14 protein-coding genes are annotated in these 15,315 nt (G+C 56.8%); 9 read left to right on the top strand and 5 right to left on the bottom strand.

Features of this window, described 5'->3' with window-relative positions:
- From IOB61_RS06520 to holA, 3 genes are all read left to right on the top strand, one after another.
- The coding region (locus IOB61_RS06520; RefSeq protein ID WP_290813937.1) for a class I tRNA ligase family protein at window positions 1–957 on the top strand (957 nt) is incomplete at its 5' end.
- A gap of 1 nt (window position 958) precedes the next feature.
- Complete coding sequence (locus IOB61_RS06515; protein ID WP_290813934.1) at window positions 959–1,453, top strand: LPS assembly lipoprotein LptE; 495 nt, start codon at window positions 959–961, stop codon at window positions 1,451–1,453.
- Window positions 1,414–2,490: a DNA polymerase III subunit delta gene (gene holA, locus IOB61_RS06510; protein WP_290813931.1), complete on the top strand. Its 1,077-nt coding sequence runs from the start codon at window positions 1,414–1,416 to the stop codon at window positions 2,488–2,490. Before IOB61_RS06515 ends, holA begins: the two co-directional genes overlap by 40 nt.
- 8 nt (window positions 2,491–2,498) lie before the next feature.
- Here holA and IOB61_RS06505 read toward each other — a convergent pair whose 3' ends face one another.
- From IOB61_RS06505 to IOB61_RS06495, 3 genes are all read right to left on the bottom strand, one after another.
- Complete coding sequence (locus IOB61_RS06505; protein ID WP_290813928.1) at window positions 2,499–3,749, bottom strand: argininosuccinate synthase; 1,251 nt, start codon at window positions 3,747–3,749, stop codon at window positions 2,499–2,501.
- Between the two features lie 110 nt (window positions 3,750–3,859).
- Window positions 3,860–4,243 carry a hypothetical protein gene (locus tag IOB61_RS06500; RefSeq protein WP_085341274.1) on the bottom strand — a complete coding sequence of 128 codons (384 nt, stop codon included), beginning with the start codon at window positions 4,241–4,243 and terminating at the stop codon, window positions 3,860–3,862.
- A 59-nt stretch (window positions 4,244–4,302) separates the two neighbouring features.
- A complete protein-coding gene (locus IOB61_RS06495; protein WP_232780949.1) occupies window positions 4,303–6,147 on the bottom strand; it encodes a potassium transporter Kup in 1,845 nt (614 codons plus the stop codon).
- Between the two features lie 390 nt (window positions 6,148–6,537).
- On the opposite strand from IOB61_RS06495, the gene IOB61_RS06490 reads away from it, so the two are divergent.
- A complete protein-coding gene (locus tag IOB61_RS06490; protein WP_290813923.1) occupies window positions 6,538–7,338 on the top strand; it encodes an SDR family oxidoreductase in 801 nt (266 codons plus the stop codon).
- Between the two features lie 10 nt (window positions 7,339–7,348).
- Here IOB61_RS06490 and IOB61_RS06485 read toward each other — a convergent pair whose 3' ends face one another.
- The gene (locus IOB61_RS06485; RefSeq protein WP_290813920.1) at window positions 7,349–8,236 is read right to left on the bottom strand and encodes a hypothetical protein; all 888 of its coding nucleotides are present in this window, start codon (window positions 8,234–8,236) and stop codon (window positions 7,349–7,351) included.
- Window positions 8,237–8,423: 187 nt separating this feature from the next.
- Window positions 8,424–8,618 carry a succinate dehydrogenase assembly factor 4 gene (locus tag IOB61_RS06480; RefSeq protein WP_232780948.1) on the bottom strand — a complete coding sequence of 65 codons (195 nt, stop codon included), beginning with the start codon at window positions 8,616–8,618 and terminating at the stop codon, window positions 8,424–8,426.
- A 77-nt stretch (window positions 8,619–8,695) separates the two neighbouring features.
- Between IOB61_RS06480 and htpX the strand changes: the two genes are divergently transcribed.
- The 5 genes from htpX (at window position 8,696) to IOB61_RS06455 (ending at window position 15,315) form a co-directional block, all read left to right on the top strand.
- Window positions 8,696–9,625 carry a zinc metalloprotease HtpX gene (gene htpX / locus IOB61_RS06475; RefSeq protein WP_085341270.1) on the top strand — a complete coding sequence of 310 codons (930 nt, stop codon included), beginning with the start codon at window positions 8,696–8,698 and terminating at the stop codon, window positions 9,623–9,625.
- 79 nt (window positions 9,626–9,704) lie between these two features.
- Window positions 9,705–11,099 carry a transcription antitermination factor NusB gene (locus IOB61_RS06470; protein WP_085341269.1) on the top strand — a complete coding sequence of 465 codons (1,395 nt, stop codon included), beginning with the start codon at window positions 9,705–9,707 and terminating at the stop codon, window positions 11,097–11,099.
- 65 nt (window positions 11,100–11,164) lie between these two features.
- Entirely contained in the window at window positions 11,165–11,830 is a 666-nt protein-coding gene (gene rpe, locus IOB61_RS06465) for a ribulose-phosphate 3-epimerase (RefSeq protein ID WP_290813911.1), read from the top strand.
- 45 nt (window positions 11,831–11,875) lie between these two features.
- A complete protein-coding gene (locus tag IOB61_RS06460; RefSeq protein WP_290813908.1) occupies window positions 11,876–13,423 on the top strand; it encodes a heparinase II/III family protein in 1,548 nt (515 codons plus the stop codon).
- Window positions 13,420–15,315 (top strand): SDR family NAD(P)-dependent oxidoreductase, encoded by a 1,896-nt coding sequence (locus tag IOB61_RS06455; protein WP_290813905.1) that lies wholly within the window; start codon window positions 13,420–13,422, stop codon window positions 15,313–15,315. The genes IOB61_RS06460 and IOB61_RS06455 overlap by 4 nt, the downstream gene beginning before the upstream one ends.

Here is a 15,315-nt window from a genome sequence, read left to right as displayed (position 1 = left end):
TTGCACTTGCTCTATTCGCGCTTTTTTGCCCGCGCCATGAAGGCCGTTGGCCATCAACCGACTTCAGAGCCTTTCAGCCGCCTCTTCACCCAAGGCATGGTGACCCATGCGACCTATAAGTCACAAGAGGGCAACTGGTTGTCGCCAGATGAAGTTGAGATTACGGGCACATCCGCCGTCGAGATCGCAACCGGCAAGCCTGCAGTTATTGGACCCATCGAGAAGATGTCGAAGTCCAAGCGCAATACCGTCGACCCTGAAGACATTATCGACACCTATGGTGCCGATGTAGCGCGCTTGTTCGTTCTGTCGGACTCCCCACCCGAACGGGATGTGGAATGGTCTGAATCGGGCGTCGAAGGCTCTTGGCGCTTTGTACAGAAGATTTGGGCAGCCTTTGATGCCCTGCCGGAAGGCGTGCCTGGCCCGATGCATGTCGCGACGGGGGTGAGTGGTGCCGCACTCGAATTGCGTCGTGCTGGCCATAAGGCGATTGCCGCCATCAGCTTGGCGATTGATTCCTATCGCTTCAACAGCGCCATCGCGCAATTCCATGAATTGGTCGGCCACATCCGCCGCGCGGAGAGCGATGATAGCGCCGACATGTTGTCGGCTCGGGTTGAAGTCTTGGGAATTTTGGCCCGCGTTCTGCAGCCCTTTACACCGCATCTGGCGGAGGAAGCTTGGCTGCGTATGGGTGGCGAGGGCTTTGTCGCAACCGCGCCTTGGCCGGAGGCTGATCAAAGCTTGTTGGCGGAAGCCACCATCATGTTGCCGGTGCAAGTTGATGGCAAGAAGCGGGGCGAATTGCACGTGGCTAAAGGCACTTCCAAGGAAGAGCTTGAGTCCTTGGCCTTGTCCTTGCCGGAAACCACACACTTCCTTGCGGGACGAACTGTGGCTAAACTCATCGTGGTTCCAGACCGGATCATCAATATCGTGACCCGGGCAGCATAGGATGGACAAGGCGTTGGCTAAGCTTGGTGTGCTCGTTTGCATGGTTGGGTTATCCGCAATGCTGGTCGGCTGCGGCTTCCAACCTGTCTACAGCACGCAGGGCTCAGGGATCGGACCTGTAACCATTGCTGCCATCGAAGGCCGCACCGGCTATTATTTGCGGCAAGAACTTGATCGGCGTGCTGTGCTTGAGCGGGGGACGGCTAGCCCCCGTGTCTTAAGCGTGAAATTGACCCGTGGCTTTACCCCCGCTGCACAGGGCACAGACGGGATTTCGACGCGCAATGAAATGACCGTGACTGCCACTTATGTTTTGGCGGCAGCCCCGCCTCTTCCAGCTGTGACTGGTACCATCACGACCAACGTCGCGTATGAAAGCCTGGATCAAGCCTTTGGCGATGTGGCTTTGCAGGCTGACGCGGAAGAACGTGTGGCCAACCAAATTGCGGAACGGCTTTGGTTGGACCTGCAGCGGCAAGTGCGGGCAGCACGATGAAACTGACGGGTCTTGCGGCCGTGAAAGCCGCACAAAAGGACCTTTCGCCGCGCTTTGTCATCCTGTCTGGACCTGATTCAGGTCAATTGCGTCGCCTCGCAGAAGCCATCGCAACCCGCCATCGGGCCCAGAACCCAGAGCTTGAGTTTAAACGCTTTTCTGAGGATGATTTAAAGGCCAATCCTGGTGGCGTTGAAGAAGCCATCAGCAGCGCCTCGCTGTTTGGTGGGGCCGCCATCGCCCATGTGCGGGTCAGTGGCGAGAAAGATGCTGCCTCTCTTGCAGGCCTATTGGAACGTGTCGACAAGGGCGGTCCCAAGCCAGAAGGGGTTTTGATCCTAGACGTTGGCGATATTGGCCGCAGTTCAAAAACGCGAAAGGCCTTTGAGGATTCAAGTCACGCTTGGTCGCTGCAACTCTATGAGACAACCCGCGATGAATTGCTTGGCGTTGCCCGAGCTGAAGCAAAGGCTGCGGGTGTTAGCATTGAATTGGATGCGCTGGCCGCGATCTTGGAGGCGGTCGCGCAAGATACCGATTCGGTTGCGGCAGAGGTGCAAAAGCTGGCTGTCTATGCGGGCGCTGAAGGTGTGATCGACCTGGCGTGCGTTGAGGCTGTGGGCTCTGGCGGGCGCGAAGCGGGCTTGGATGAGGCGATTGATGCCGCCTTTTCAGGTCAGCCCGCGCTCATGGTTCAGCGGCTAGAGCAGGCTTTCGGTGGCGGGGCCAATCCCGTGGCAATCTTGAACGGCACGGGTCGGCGCGTCCGGCTTTTGTTGCAGGTTCGGGCTGGCGTTGAAGGCGGCGGCAATGCTGCCGAAATCCTCAAGCACCCCAAGATGGGGGTCTTTTGGAAGCGCCAAGCTGAAGTCGCTCGGCAAGCGGGCTTGTGGAGCCGTTCAGCCCTTGAAGACGTTCTGACAGCGACTTTGGAGGCTGACGGTCAAGTCAAGCGGGCAGGGTCCCCAGACACTGCCTTGGTGGAACAATTGCTGATCCGCATCGCCAAACGGGCTGAGCGGATCGCCAAGCGCTAAAGCAAGACTTAATCGTTCTTACCAGCGCGCTGGTCGCGCCAAGCCGCAATCCGAAGGCGAAGTGCGTTGAGCTTGATAAAGCCTTCGGCGTCCTTCTGATTATAGCCACCGGCGGCATCAAAGCTGATTAGTTCTTTGTTATAGAGCGAGAGCGGGCTCGACCGGCCCTGCACATAGACACCGCCCTTATAGATCTTCAAGGTCACTTCGCCGGTGACGTCTTCTTGGCTGGTATCGATAGCGGCCTGCAACATCTTGCGCTCTGGTGTGAACCACATGCCATTGTAGATTAAGGTGGCATAGCGCGGCATCAATTCGTCTTTGAGGTGCATGGCCCCGCGGTCAAGCGTGATGCTTTCCATGGCGCGGTGGGCTTGCCACAGGATCGTGCCGCCTGGGGTCTCATAATAGCCGCGTGACTTCATGCCAACAAAGCGGTTTTCGACGAGATCAAGGCCGCCGACACCATTTTCCGCGCCAATGCGATTGAGTTCGCCCAAAAGCGCTGCTGGGCCATAGGCCTTGCCGTTGATCGAGATTGGGTCGCCGCGCTCAAAGCCAATTGTGATAATCGTCGCCTTATCGGGCGCTTCTTCCGGTGTGATCGTCCGACGATCAGCACGCTTGGAGACCAGATCGGGCACCGGCTCGTTTGGATCTTCGAGGACAAGGCCTTCAGAAGAGGTGTGCAACAGATTAGCATCGATCGAGAAGGGGGCGTCTTGCTCCTTCCCGGTGGCAATCTCAATTCCGTGCTTTTTGGCATAGGCGATTAGGTCTGGGCGACCTTGGAAGCTCCACTCCCGCCATGGCGCAATCACGGTCACATCGGGCTTTAGGGCATAATAGGAGACTTCAAACCGCACTTGGTCGTTGCCCTTGCCGGTTGCCCCGTGACACACAGCATCGGCCCCAACCAGATTGGCAATCTCAATTTGGCGTTTGGCGATCAGTGGCCGCGCAATCGAGGTCCCCAATAAATAGACGCCCTCATAGAGGGCGTTGGCGCGAAACATCGGGAACACATAGTCGCGAACAAATTCATCGCGCAGATCGTCGATGAAGATATTCTCTGGCTTTACCCCTGCAGCCAATGCCTTGGTTCGCGCGGGCCCCAATTCCTCGCCTTGACCCAGATCAGCCGTAAAGGTCACGACCTCACAGCCATAGGTCTCCTGCAACCACTTCAAAATGATCGAGGTGTCTAGGCCACCAGAATAAGCGAGAACGACTTTGTTGACTTTGCGCGCGGTGGTCATAGGGCTTGGGTTCCAAGGCTAAATCATGTGCAGTCGTGCTAGGCAATCCGCGCTTGGAGATCAAGCGGTCTGAGCAACGTCGCCTTGATCTGAATGTTACGCGCCGACTTTTAGCGCTGCTTGTCTTTATTGAGCCATTTGATGGCAAAGGCGAGGTGGAGCAAATGTGCCAACACAAAGGCAAAGGCCATGAAGACCCGCGAGGTACCCAAGGACACGGCCTCTTGGGTCAATTGTCCGGTTGGCACACGGTGCGCCAGAAACGTTAGAAGTAGGCCAAATCCTGCAGCTAAAGCGGGCGCGAATAAAAGCGCAAACCGTCTCGGCGCAGTCCAAGTGGGCTGACCATTCAGGCCAAACTGCATCGGAATACGCGCACCAGCATCAATCTTGGCGGCCGCGGAAGCCGAGATCAACGCCATCAGCGTGAGGCCGGCAACAAAGCACAAATCCCCGGTCCAAAGCAGAAAGTGAGAGAAATCGAGCGGGTTCACGCCATCGACTAGAGCACCATATCTGGCCTTTGAATAGGGCCTTTACAGCGCCTGTTGCGCTAGACGACTACTTGTGTGCCCAGTTCGACAACCCGCCCCGAAGGAATATGGAAGAAGTCCGTGGCATTGGTCGCGTTCTTGGACAGGAAAATATACAAATGGTCCTGCCACAAAGGCATGCCAGAGGTGCTGGACGCCACAATGGTGCGGTGCCCCAAGAAGAAGCTGGTCGACATGATGTCGAACTTCAGGCCTTGTTTCCGGCACATGGTGAGCGCTTTGGGAATATTTGGGCTTTCCATGAAACCGTAATTGACGATCACGATGCGCACGTCGGGAATGATCTCTTCAATTTCAATCCGATCGGCATCTGCGACGCGCGGCGTTTCGGCCGTCCGAACGCTTAAAATGGCGATCTTTTCATGCAGAACCTTGTTGTGCTTCAGGTTATGCATCAGTGCTACAGGGGCAAGGTCAGGGTCGCTCGTCAAGAAGATCGCCGTACCCGCCACGCGGTGGGGCGGATGGGCCATGAGGGTCTTGAGAAGATCGCGTAGCGGAATTGAGTCGCGCCGCGTCTTCTCCGACAAGATTTGGCTGCCTTCCTGCCATGTCCACATAATGACGACGATGGCCGCGCCTAGAACCAGCGGGAACCAAGCCCCGTGCGGGATTTTCAGGACTTGCGAGCCAAGGAAAACAATGTCCAGCGCCGCAATCGGCACCAGCAACAAAGCGGCTTGGAAGCCATTCCATTTCCACAAACGGGTCACGACGGGAACAGCCAACAATGTATCCATGAACATGGCACCGGTGATCGCGATGCCATAGGCGGAAGTCAAATTGCCTGATGACTTGAACGAGAACAGAAGGACCAAAACGCCGATCATCAAGAAGGTGTTGACTTGGGGCACATAGATTTGCCCGGCCTGGGTCTCGCTGGTGCGACGGATTTGCATACGGGGCAGGAGGCCCAGTTGCACTGCTTGCTGAGTCATGGAGAAGGCGCCAGTGATCACCGCTTGGCTGGCAATGACCGCCGCCAAGGTTGCCAAAATCATGACCGGCCAGAAGGCAAATTCGGGCACCATCATCCAGAACGGGTCTGCTTTCGCCGCTGGATTGGCCAACACAAACGCGCCTTGGCCAAGATAATTCAAAGCCAAGGATGGGAAGACAAGTACGAACCAAGCCGCGCGGATGGGGTTTTTGCCAAAGTGGCCCATATCCGCATAGAGCGCCTCAGCACCCGTCACAGCAAGGAAGATCGAGCCCAATATGACCAGGGCCACAAGGCCATTTTCCATCAGAAAACGCAGCGCATAAATTGGGTTGAACGCCAGCCAAACGCGGGGATCATCGGCAATATGATAGATGCCAAGGCCCGCCAATGTCAGGAACCACAAAGCTGTTACCGGGCCAAACAAGGCCGCAATTTTATGGGTGCCTTTGGATTGTACCAGAAACAAGCCAACCAAAATCGCCGCAGAGATCGGCAAAATATAGGGCGTGAACAAATTGCCGACGCCGGGCGCAATCTTCAGGCCTTCAATCGCACCCAGAACCGAAATCGCGGGCGTAATAATGCCGTCGCCATAAAAGAAGGCCGCACCCATCACGCCACAGAAAAACACCCATGGCGACTTTCGGCCCATCGCACGCTGTGCCAAGGCCATCAGGGCCAGTGTGCCACCCTCGCCCTTATTGTCCGCCCGCATCAGGAACACGACATATTTCAGGGTTACAATTAGGAACAAAGCCCACAGGACGAGGGAGACCACCCCTAGAACGGCCACCTCAAGATTGCCGGAGCCTTTGGCGTGCGCCAAGGCTTCGCGCATGGCATAAAACGGACTGGTCCCGATGTCGCCAAACACGACACCGACCGAACCAAGGGCAAGCATGAAAAATCCACGGGCGGACTGGCTACCATGACCGTGGCCGCCACCTTGGGCGCCACTGGCTGGATCGCCAAAGCCTTTTGAGACTTCAGTGTCCGCTGACATATTTGAAGGCGATGCCATCTTGGCTCCCCGAACACAGTGAATCGGACTCTCGACCCGCTGCCTGTACGCGATTGTAGGCGGCGCCAATACGCCTTTTGTCGGGCGGCTTCAATGCTAAAGCACAATTGGGCATTGGGGCGAGCAGAATTTGCGGGTTACTGCACGTTTCTGACTGGCTTTGCTTGGGAACAGGCCGCATCGGCGGCAGGATATAAACTAGACGGGCGCACGGGGGCCGTTTATCCACGGTGCGGATGACCAAACCCCTTGGTGACAGGAGATCGCAATATGACACGACGACTTTGTTTGGTAACTGGGGCTTCGGCTGGAATTGGTCAGGCGATTGCCCGCATTTATGCTGAACGCGGCTATGACCTTGCTTTGACAGCACGTCGGGCTGATCGCTTGGAGACCTTTGCCGCCGAATTGAAGCAGACTTGGGGGGCTGAAAGCATCACGATTGCCGCAGATTTGGCAGACCGCGCGGCTCCCGCACAGATTATTGGCGCGCTTGAAGCAGCGGGTCGCCCAGTTGATGCCTTGGTCAATAATGCTGGCTATGGCTTGCAAGGCAATTATCTAGCATCCAGCTGGGAGGACCATGCAGCCTTTGTGCAGGTACTTGTCGAAGCCCCCCTTGAGCTCGCCTATCGTGTCTTGCCTGGTATGCAGGAGCGTCGCTTTGGTCGCATCATGAATGTAGCGTCGCTGGCAGGCCATTTGCCCTCCGCAGCCGGGGCAACGCTTTATGGGGCCTCTAAGGCGTTTTTGATTAAGTTCAGCCAAGCGCTCAATCTGGAAAACACCGATAATGGCGTGCATGTCAGCGCGCTATGCCCGGGCTTTACCTATTCTGAATTCCACGACGTCAACGGCATGCGCGAACAAGTCTCCACCATGCCGAAATGGTTGTGGCAGGATGCAAAAACTGTTGCCCAAATCGGCTATGACGCTCTGGAAGCCAACCAGCCAGTGGTGGTGACGGGCACAACCAATAAGACGATTGCGGCCATTGGAAAGCTTCTGCCAGACAGCCTCGCCTTGCGCTTGATGAAGTCGCAAGTGCAAAAGTTTCGCCGCGCCGACTAAAGCTTAGCCCTTAGTGGCATCCACAAGGCTTATGCGGTGGCGTCCGTGGTTTGCGTGGCGGTGGGTCTAAATGTATCCGGTCGCGCACCCCTGAAAAGCGGGTGCCGCCACCAACAAACACATAACCGCCGCCGCCATAGCTATAGGAGGTCTCGGTCGGGAAGCCGACACCATAGCTCATGCCACCCATGAAGAAGCTTGCGGGAATAAGCGTCACCTCTTGTTGTTGCTGGCAGCAAGGCACCGGCGGCGTCAAGGTTGGCGTCACCAAGGTCTGTTGCAACGGCGGTGGCAGCACGGGCGGCGGTAAAGGAATAGGTGATTGGGCTACAGGTGGTTGTAGGATAACAACTTCTCGCGATTGTGGCGGAAGCTGAGGTTGAACCACATGTGCTTGTGGCGCTGGGACCCAAGAACCATGGCACGTCACATTGGCCCCCGCGTAAGGCGCGACACAATTCATTGCCACGGTTTGATGGGCCGTCGTGGGGTGGGTCGTCATTGCACTTTGGCTGCCGGATGACGCATGCGACGCGCTTTTCTGATAGGTGGAAGTAAATGTGACGGTTTTCTGCGGCGGCGCACTGGGGGCCATTGTCGGTGTTTGCGTCGGCTGGGCCTCAGGAACCGCTCTGTTTTGGTATCCCCGATTTGGATCAAACAGGACAGTTGGGCCGGAACTTTGCGTGGACGAAGAGGTGTAGGTCTGGCTTTGCACGGTCATGCCCGGGGCAACGCGGATCAGGCCTGCGCACGCTGCTTGATCTGCTGCACTGCCGAGGAGGCAGGGATCACCGGCCCCTTGGGGTTGTGGCGCTGAGGCCGTCATACCATTTGCGGCGGCTTGTCCAGCGGCGGCAAGCGCCATGAGCGAGACGATGAAAGCAGTTTTGGTCATTCTGACCCCCTTTAATGGCGCACCACGTCCTGTGGTACGGCTCACCTATGTGTCGTGAGGGTCTAAAGGGCTGATAAATCGCTAAAGTTCAAGGCTGTGCCCGCGTGCGGGGAATTCAGCCCAAATTCGCCCTTCCCGAAAACCCTAACAGGCGACTTCATGTCTTGAACTGAAACAGGAAAGCCCTTCAGAAATCATAGGCGATGCCTTTGCGCTCCCAATCGCCGAAGCGGGTTGGTTCCGCGCCTTTGGGCCCGTTGATTTCATGTGCCAAAGCCAATTCTGCTTCGGCTTGTGCGCGACGCTCGGCCGCCTCTGCCAAAGCCCGTCCTGCGGGCGTGCTGAGATCAAAAGAACCGCTTTCACGCACTGGTGAAGTCATGGAGGCGGAATCTGCGCTTTTTTCAGTCATCATGGCCCCCTACATATAGGCCTAGCCTAATCGGAGTCGAGCTTTCTATGAACACCACCAAGACTTTCATGCTTCTAGCTGCCATGACCGCCATTTTTATGGCTGTCGGTTACTTGATCGGCGGCGCTCCAGGCATGGCCATCGCGTTTGTGGTGGCGGCGGGTATGAATGTGTTTTCCTACTGGAACTCCGACAAAATGGTCTTGAAGGCCTACCGTGCTGTGGAAGTCGGGCCAGATGATCGTGACCCTTTGATTGCCACCTACGCGCAAGATGTCCTGACGATGGCACAAAAGGCCAATATGCCGCGCCCCCGCATCTATGTGATTCAAAACCCTCAGCCAAATGCATTTGCAACCGGCCGCAATCCGGAAAACGCGGCCGTGGCCGCGACGACGGGCCTATTGTCGATGCTGAACCGGCAAGAGATTGCCGGTGTGATGGCCCATGAACTGGCGCATGTGAAGTGCCGCGACACCTTGACCATGACCGTTGCTGCGACTCTTGCGGGCGCGATTGGTATGCTTGCTAACTTCGCCATGTTTTTTGGTGGGGATCGGGAGCGACCGAACCCGATTGCCATGATCGCGATCATGGTGTTTGCCCCGATGGCCGCCGCTGTCGTGCAGATGGCCATTAGCCGCTCGCGCGAATATGAAGCAGACCGCCTTGGGGCCGAGATTGCCGGTGACCCAGAATGGCTGGCGTCGGCGCTTCAAAAGATTCAATATGGTGCACGGCAAGTCCATAATGAGGATGCTGAACGTCACCCTGCAACCGCCCATATGTTTATTATCAATCCGTTGGCTGGTGGATTGCGCGATAATTTGTTTTCCACCCACCCAGCGACTGAGAACCGTGTCGCGCAATTACAGGCGCTAAAGGCGCAAGACTTGCCGGGCAACACGTTAGGATTGGATGAGGGGTCATCGCGAACCTCTGGGCCCTGGGGGCGCAGAAAGGGGCCATGGGGATAATGAATTGGGATGCTTTATGCATCCTTGCCTCTGCCCTGGCACTTGACCGGAAGCGGTTGGACGCGCAGGAGCCTGCGCCATGCCGTCTGACCCATCCCATCCCGAACGCTCACGTCACCGTAGACCGCCATCTGGCTCTCCCCGCAGAGATTCCGGCCAAAGGTCTGGTGGTGAGCGCCGAACACCCCGTCCACTAGCCAATCCCGATCCGGCGCGCTTCGCTGCGGTCTGCCTAGTGTCCCATGTTGTGGATCAAAGGTGGACCTTGGAAGAGGCTATGCGCAAGGAGCAGGCGTTTGTTCGACTGGATGGGCGCGATCGCGGCTTTGCAGCTCATTTGACACTGGCCACCTTGCGCGCATTAGGTTTGGTAGATGCGGTCTTGGCGACAAAGTTGGCCAAGCCTTTGCCCGATAGTGCGCATTTTGCCAAAGCGCTCCTACGCGTCGGTGCTGCTCAGTTGATCGAGGGCTTAGCTCCGCCCCATGCGGCCGTAGGTCGGTCCGTAGATTTAGCGAAGTTTGAAGCAACCGGGCGTGGCTTCGCTGGCTTGATCAATGCGGTGCTGCGCCGGATTGCAACCGAACCCTTGGTGCGGCCGCACGACCGCGAACGCGTTCCTGCCTTGTGGTGGAACCGTTGGCGTGCAGCCTATGGCGCTGAAGCCGCTGATGCGATTGCGGCAAGCCTTTCCCGTCAGCCTGCTCTGGATCTGACAACAAAGGGCGATCCTGCAGCCATTGCCGCTGCGGTTGATGGCATCGTTTTGCCGACAGGCAGTATCCGACTTAAAGAAACGCCCAGCGATGTGACAAGCTTACCCCTTTGGGATGAGGGCAATTACTGGGTGCAAGATGCCGCCGCCGCTTTGCCCGCGCGCCTATTGGCAACGAAGCCCGGCGAAGTCGTCTTGGATATGTGTGCTGCCCCTGGCGGAAAGACCATGCAATTGGCTGCCAGTGGCGCGGATGTAACCGCGCTTGATCTCGATGCAGCGCGGATAAATCGCGTGGCGGAAAATCTTGCACGCACAAGCTTGACGGCGCGATTGCAGGTTGCAGATGCCCGTACCGTTTCGGCGGAACCCTATTTTGACGCGATTTTGTTGGACGCCCCCTGCAGCGCCACCGGCACGTTGCGCCGCAATCCAGAAACGCTTTGGATCAAGACGCCCAGTGACGTCGCGCGTTTTGCCACGGTGCAGATTGAACTGGTTCGCGCAGCCGCCGCAGCCCTGAAGCCGGGCGGTCGGCTTGTTTATGCCGTATGTTCGCTAGAGCCGGAAGAGGCCGATCCAGCGGTGGCGGCAGCCCTCGAGTCGGGGCTCAATTTGGCCCCAATATCGCCGGAAGAGGTGCCCGAATTGGGGCAAGCGGTGACCGATCAGGGCTGTTTGCGCGTGTTGCCAAGTTATTGGGGGGATCGGGGCGGCATGGATGGGTTCTTTATCGCGCGATTTGTAAAGCCAAGTTAGGTCGCCGGCCCACGGGCCAAATTGCCATCTTGCAGCAGCCCCCCGAAACAGAGCATGACTAAGCGATGTCAAAGCTACTCATCAGCCCGTCCATTCTATCTGCGGACTTTGCCAGACTCGGCGCCGAAGTTGCCGCAATAACACATGCGGGTGCCGATCTTATCCATATTGATGTGATGGACGGGCACTTTGTACCCAACATTACAATCGGCCCCCAAGTGGTGAAGGCTTTGCGTCCACACTCGGATCGGCCGTTTGATGTCCATTTAATGATCGCTCCGGCTGATCCCTATTTGCAGGCCTTTGCCGAGGCAGGGGCTGATATTATCTCGATCCATCCAGAAGCCGGTCCGCATTTGCACCGCAGTCTCCAGACTATTCGTAATCTGGGTAAGAAGGCTGGTGTCGTTTTAAATCCCTCCACGCATGAATCTGTCTTGGACCATGTCATGGATATGGTCGACTTGATTTTGGTGATGAGTATCAATCCCGGCTTTGGCGGCCAAGCATTTCTGCCCAGTCAATTGGGCAAGATTGAAACCTTGCGGAAGATGATTGATCGCACCGGCAGGGAAATTCTGTTGGAGGTCGATGGCGGGGTGAACCCTGAGACGGCCCGGGATTGCTACAATGCCGGGGCAGATACGTTGGTGGCCGGGACGGCCGTCTTCAAAGGTGGCCCTGAACATTATCAAGCCAATATTGCAGCCCTAAAAGCGGCCGCAGGCTAGAGGTTAGATATGCCAGTTCAAGCCAAGCATCAGTCAGGGGCGGGTATGACAGCGCGTCTCGGGCAACACATGCGCGGCCTCTTTGAAACCGACGTATTTCGTGAGGACGGCACGCTTGTTTCACGGCAATGGCACCCCTTGCCAGACTTCCGTCCCTCTGTTCACGAAGAAGGCCTTGAACTCTTGCAGGGCCGAACTCCCAGCCGCACAGGCCTCGGCAGTTTTGATCCTTTTCTTGGACCATTCTCGATTCCGGAGGCCATGACTCAAAGTTGGGCAGTTTCCTTTGAGTTTTTGCGCGATTTGTCGCCCTCCTACGGGGACTTGGTTCCCATTCTAGAGCTTTGGCTGGATCAGTGGTTCCAACGTCGGGCACAAGAGCCTCAAACTGGTTTGGCGATCTGGAAGGCGGCAGGCAGTGCCCCAAGTCGTAGCGATGTCCTGATTTGGCGCGGCCGTCGGGTGATAAATTGGCTGGCCCATCTCTTGCCCTTGTTGCCTTCTTTTTCGTCCTCGCTGCAAGGGAGAATTTGGCACGGGCTTTTGGCAGATATTGCTTCTTTGATTGAGCCCGACCGCGGTTTCCTTGCCAATCTGGCTGGCGGGTGGGAACCCATGAGCCGCCGCGCTAAATGGACGCGAGCCGCAGCCATTCTTGGCGTTAGCGGCAGTGCACCTGCGCTTTTGCGACAAACCACAGTCTCAGAAGCGCTAGATCATGCCGAGGAATTGATCGCACCAGATGGCATGTTTGCAGATGGGTCGCCGTTGGGAACCTTGTCTGCCGCTGCCGATCTTGCAATGCTCACACGGGTTGTGGAAGCTGAGCCAATCGCGCAACGCGTGCGGCAAGCCCTGGCTAGTCTGCAGCGTGCAGACGGCTCACTTGTGACGTTCAATAAGCAGCGCGGGTATGGCGGCTTGGTTGAGTCCGTATTGGGCCCGGGGCGCTGGCGGCGGTCATCCGTGCTCAAAACTGGACATATTGGCTTGATTGAGGCGGGTTCCACGCGCCTGTGGTTACGCACCCCCATGGGTGTCTCTGAAGTTGGACCTATAGTTGAATTTGAAGCCCACGGTTTGGCACTCCTATCCAATGGCCCTTCGGGTTTGTCGGCACTGCAGTTTGATCGATCCGTAGACCTCATCGACCCGCAAATCCGACGACGCGACGAAGATGGATCTGCTTTGCTGGAGGCCAAGGCGAGCTTTGAGGTTGAAGGCCAACGCCATAGTTGCGTCCGTACCATGACGATCAGCGACGATGGTCGTCATGTTCAGGGTGAAGACGCGATGTTTGCGGGTGCCAATGGATCTCGCGTGCGGATACGTACGCTGATGTTCGATTTGGGTGAGGGGTGTCGAGCTGTGCCCAGTCGCGATGGCGAGAGCATTTTGATCCGCACACCTGCAAACCGCGCGTGGCGGTTCCGCTGTCAAGGCTTGGATACCGAGGTAAATGAAGTTAACATCGACAATTCTGCTGGATTGTCACAAAATCGCCGCCATCAGCTGCTTTGTAGGGTACGAGGCGCCAATCTGGCCAAAGACATTATTATTCGTTGGGACTTGCAGGTCGAGGATTTGATTTGAACCGCCATAAACTCAAAATCTTTTCGACAGGCTACTTAATTGATATCGCCTTGGCGATATTGAGCTTCTGGCTTGCCCTCTATCTTGCCTACGGAATTGGTCTTGAGCCTGCGTCGGTCGAAGGTACGATCATTGCCTTGGTTTGTTATGGCATTTCGATCGCGGTCGCCTTGGTCGCCTTTCGGCTTAATCAATTGGTGTGGCGCTGGACTTCAGCCGACGACTTGGTTCGCTTAAGTCAAGCGATTGCCGCTGCGGGTATCGGGACGGTTGCGGTTCTATTCTTTGTCGATCCCTCGGTCACCGTGCCGCGCATTTCACCGGCTCTCGCCGCATTGGTTTCTCTTGTTCTGATGGCTGCAGCGCGCGGCTTTGCCCGGGTGCTTTCGGGGGGTGGTCTTCGTGCCCTTTTCCGCACCATCGCACCAAATGCACCTGCGACGATTTTGGTGGGGCCGACCGATGCAATCACGCAAGCAATTCACGCCGCTCGCTTGACGGGGCCGCTGCCGATCCGCCCAATTGCCATTGTTTCAACCATGGGCACCCAAGTCGGTAAGATTTTTGCCGGTGCACGCGTGTTTGGCGGCCTCGAAACCTTAGAGCCACTGGTCACCGATGCGCTGTCGCGCAACTCTGAAGTCCGGATTGCGCTCATTGGTCGTGACCCCGCCCGCAGAGCTGCCCAAGTCGCCTTGCAAGTTGCTGCCCGAAAGGGTGTTGCCCTGATGCGAATTCCCGAAGGGGCAGGTGCCACTCTGGGTGCGGTGCATCCCGCCGATGTTCTTGGACGCACACGCCGCGAACTCGATTTACGCGGTCCTCGTGGTCTTGTCCGATTTAAGCAGATTTTGGTGACCGGCGCAGGCGGGACCATTGGCAGCGAAATCGTCAAGCAAATCGCGGAGCTGTCCCCCAGCAGGATCGTTTTGGTTGACTCGTCTGAGAATAATCTCTTCCAGATCTCGTCAGAAATCCGTGCCACCCACCCCAGTATCGATATTGTCGCACGTCTCTGTGACATTCGCGATGCGCAACGCATCAATGCGATCTTTGAAAAATATCGTCCCCATGTGGTCGTTCATGCTGCGGCAAACAAACATGTGCCGATGATGGAAGGCCATTTCTGCGAGGCCCTTGAAGTTAATCTCGGCGGCACATGTGTGGTCGCTGATGCCGCTATGGCAGTGGATGTTGAATCCTTTGTCTTCATTTCCACCGACAAGGCGGTCAATCCCGTTAATGTTATGGGCGCGGCGAAACGTGTTGCCGAGCTTTATGTGCGCGATTGCTCGCGCCGAGCCAAAGGGGCCTTCCACTCGGTTCGCTTTGGTAACGTTCTGGGGTCAAGCGGTTCGGTTATGCCGGTGTTTGAGCGCCAGATTGCCCGAGGCGGGCCTGTCACCATTACCCATTCAGAGATGACGCGTTGGTTCATGACGGTCGAGGAAGCCAGCTCCCTCGTGCTGCAGGCGGCCGCCATTGGGGCTGAAAAGGGTGGCACCATGTCCGGCGGTCAGTTTGTGCTCGACATGGGCGAACCTGTACGGATTATGGAACTCGCTGAGGCGATGATCCGGATGAAGGGAAAAGAGCCCTGGCGCGATATCGCAATTGTGGAAACAGGCTTGCGGCCCGGCGAACGTTTACATGAAGAATTGTTCCACTCGTTTGAGCGTGTTGAAAACACAGCTGTAGACGGGGTGCTTGTCGCCAGCGATCCTATGGAGCCACCCGAAAACCTGCGTACGCTGATCGATCATGTTTTGGATGCCGCCCGAAAGGATAAGGAAACGGCTGCCTTGATGTGGTTACAACGCATTTTGCCAGACTTTAAACGGCGAGGCGATCAAGCCATGATTAAGAGCGTTGATCTGCGAAACATCGAATAG

It is taken from the genome of Aquidulcibacter sp., from assembly GCF_020253525.1.
Lineage (GTDB): Bacteria > Pseudomonadota > Alphaproteobacteria > Caulobacterales > Aquidulcibacteraceae > Aquidulcibacter.
Note: the sequence above shows the minus strand (reverse complement) of the source record. Positions and strands in the feature narration are given on the sequence as shown.

Excerpts from the sequence above, each read along its gene's own strand:
- IOB61_RS06495 (WP_232780949.1), bottom strand. The coding sequence starts at position 6,147 with ATGCTTGCCCTTGGTTCGGTCGGTGTCGTGTTTGGCGACATCGGGACC.
- IOB61_RS06460 (WP_290813908.1), top strand. The coding sequence starts at position 11,876 with ATGACAGCGCGTCTCGGGCAACACATGCGCGGCCTCTTTGAAACCGAC.
- IOB61_RS06480 (WP_232780948.1), bottom strand. The coding sequence starts at position 8,618 with ATGACTTCACCAGTGCGTGAAAGCGGTTCTTTTGATCTCAGCACGCCC.
- IOB61_RS06490 (WP_290813923.1), top strand. The coding sequence starts at position 6,538 with ATGACACGACGACTTTGTTTGGTAACTGGGGCTTCGGCTGGAATTGGT.
- rpe (WP_290813911.1), top strand. The coding sequence starts at position 11,165 with ATGTCAAAGCTACTCATCAGCCCGTCCATTCTATCTGCGGACTTTGCC.
- IOB61_RS06515 (WP_290813934.1), top strand. The coding sequence starts at position 959 with ATGGACAAGGCGTTGGCTAAGCTTGGTGTGCTCGTTTGCATGGTTGGG.
- IOB61_RS06485 (WP_290813920.1), bottom strand. The coding sequence starts at position 8,236 with ATGACCAAAACTGCTTTCATCGTCTCGCTCATGGCGCTTGCCGCCGCT.
- htpX (WP_085341270.1), top strand. The coding sequence starts at position 8,696 with ATGAACACCACCAAGACTTTCATGCTTCTAGCTGCCATGACCGCCATT.
- IOB61_RS06505 (WP_290813928.1), bottom strand. The coding sequence starts at position 3,749 with ATGACCACCGCGCGCAAAGTCAACAAAGTCGTTCTCGCTTATTCTGGT.
- IOB61_RS06470 (WP_085341269.1), top strand. The coding sequence starts at position 9,705 with ATGCCGTCTGACCCATCCCATCCCGAACGCTCACGTCACCGTAGACCG.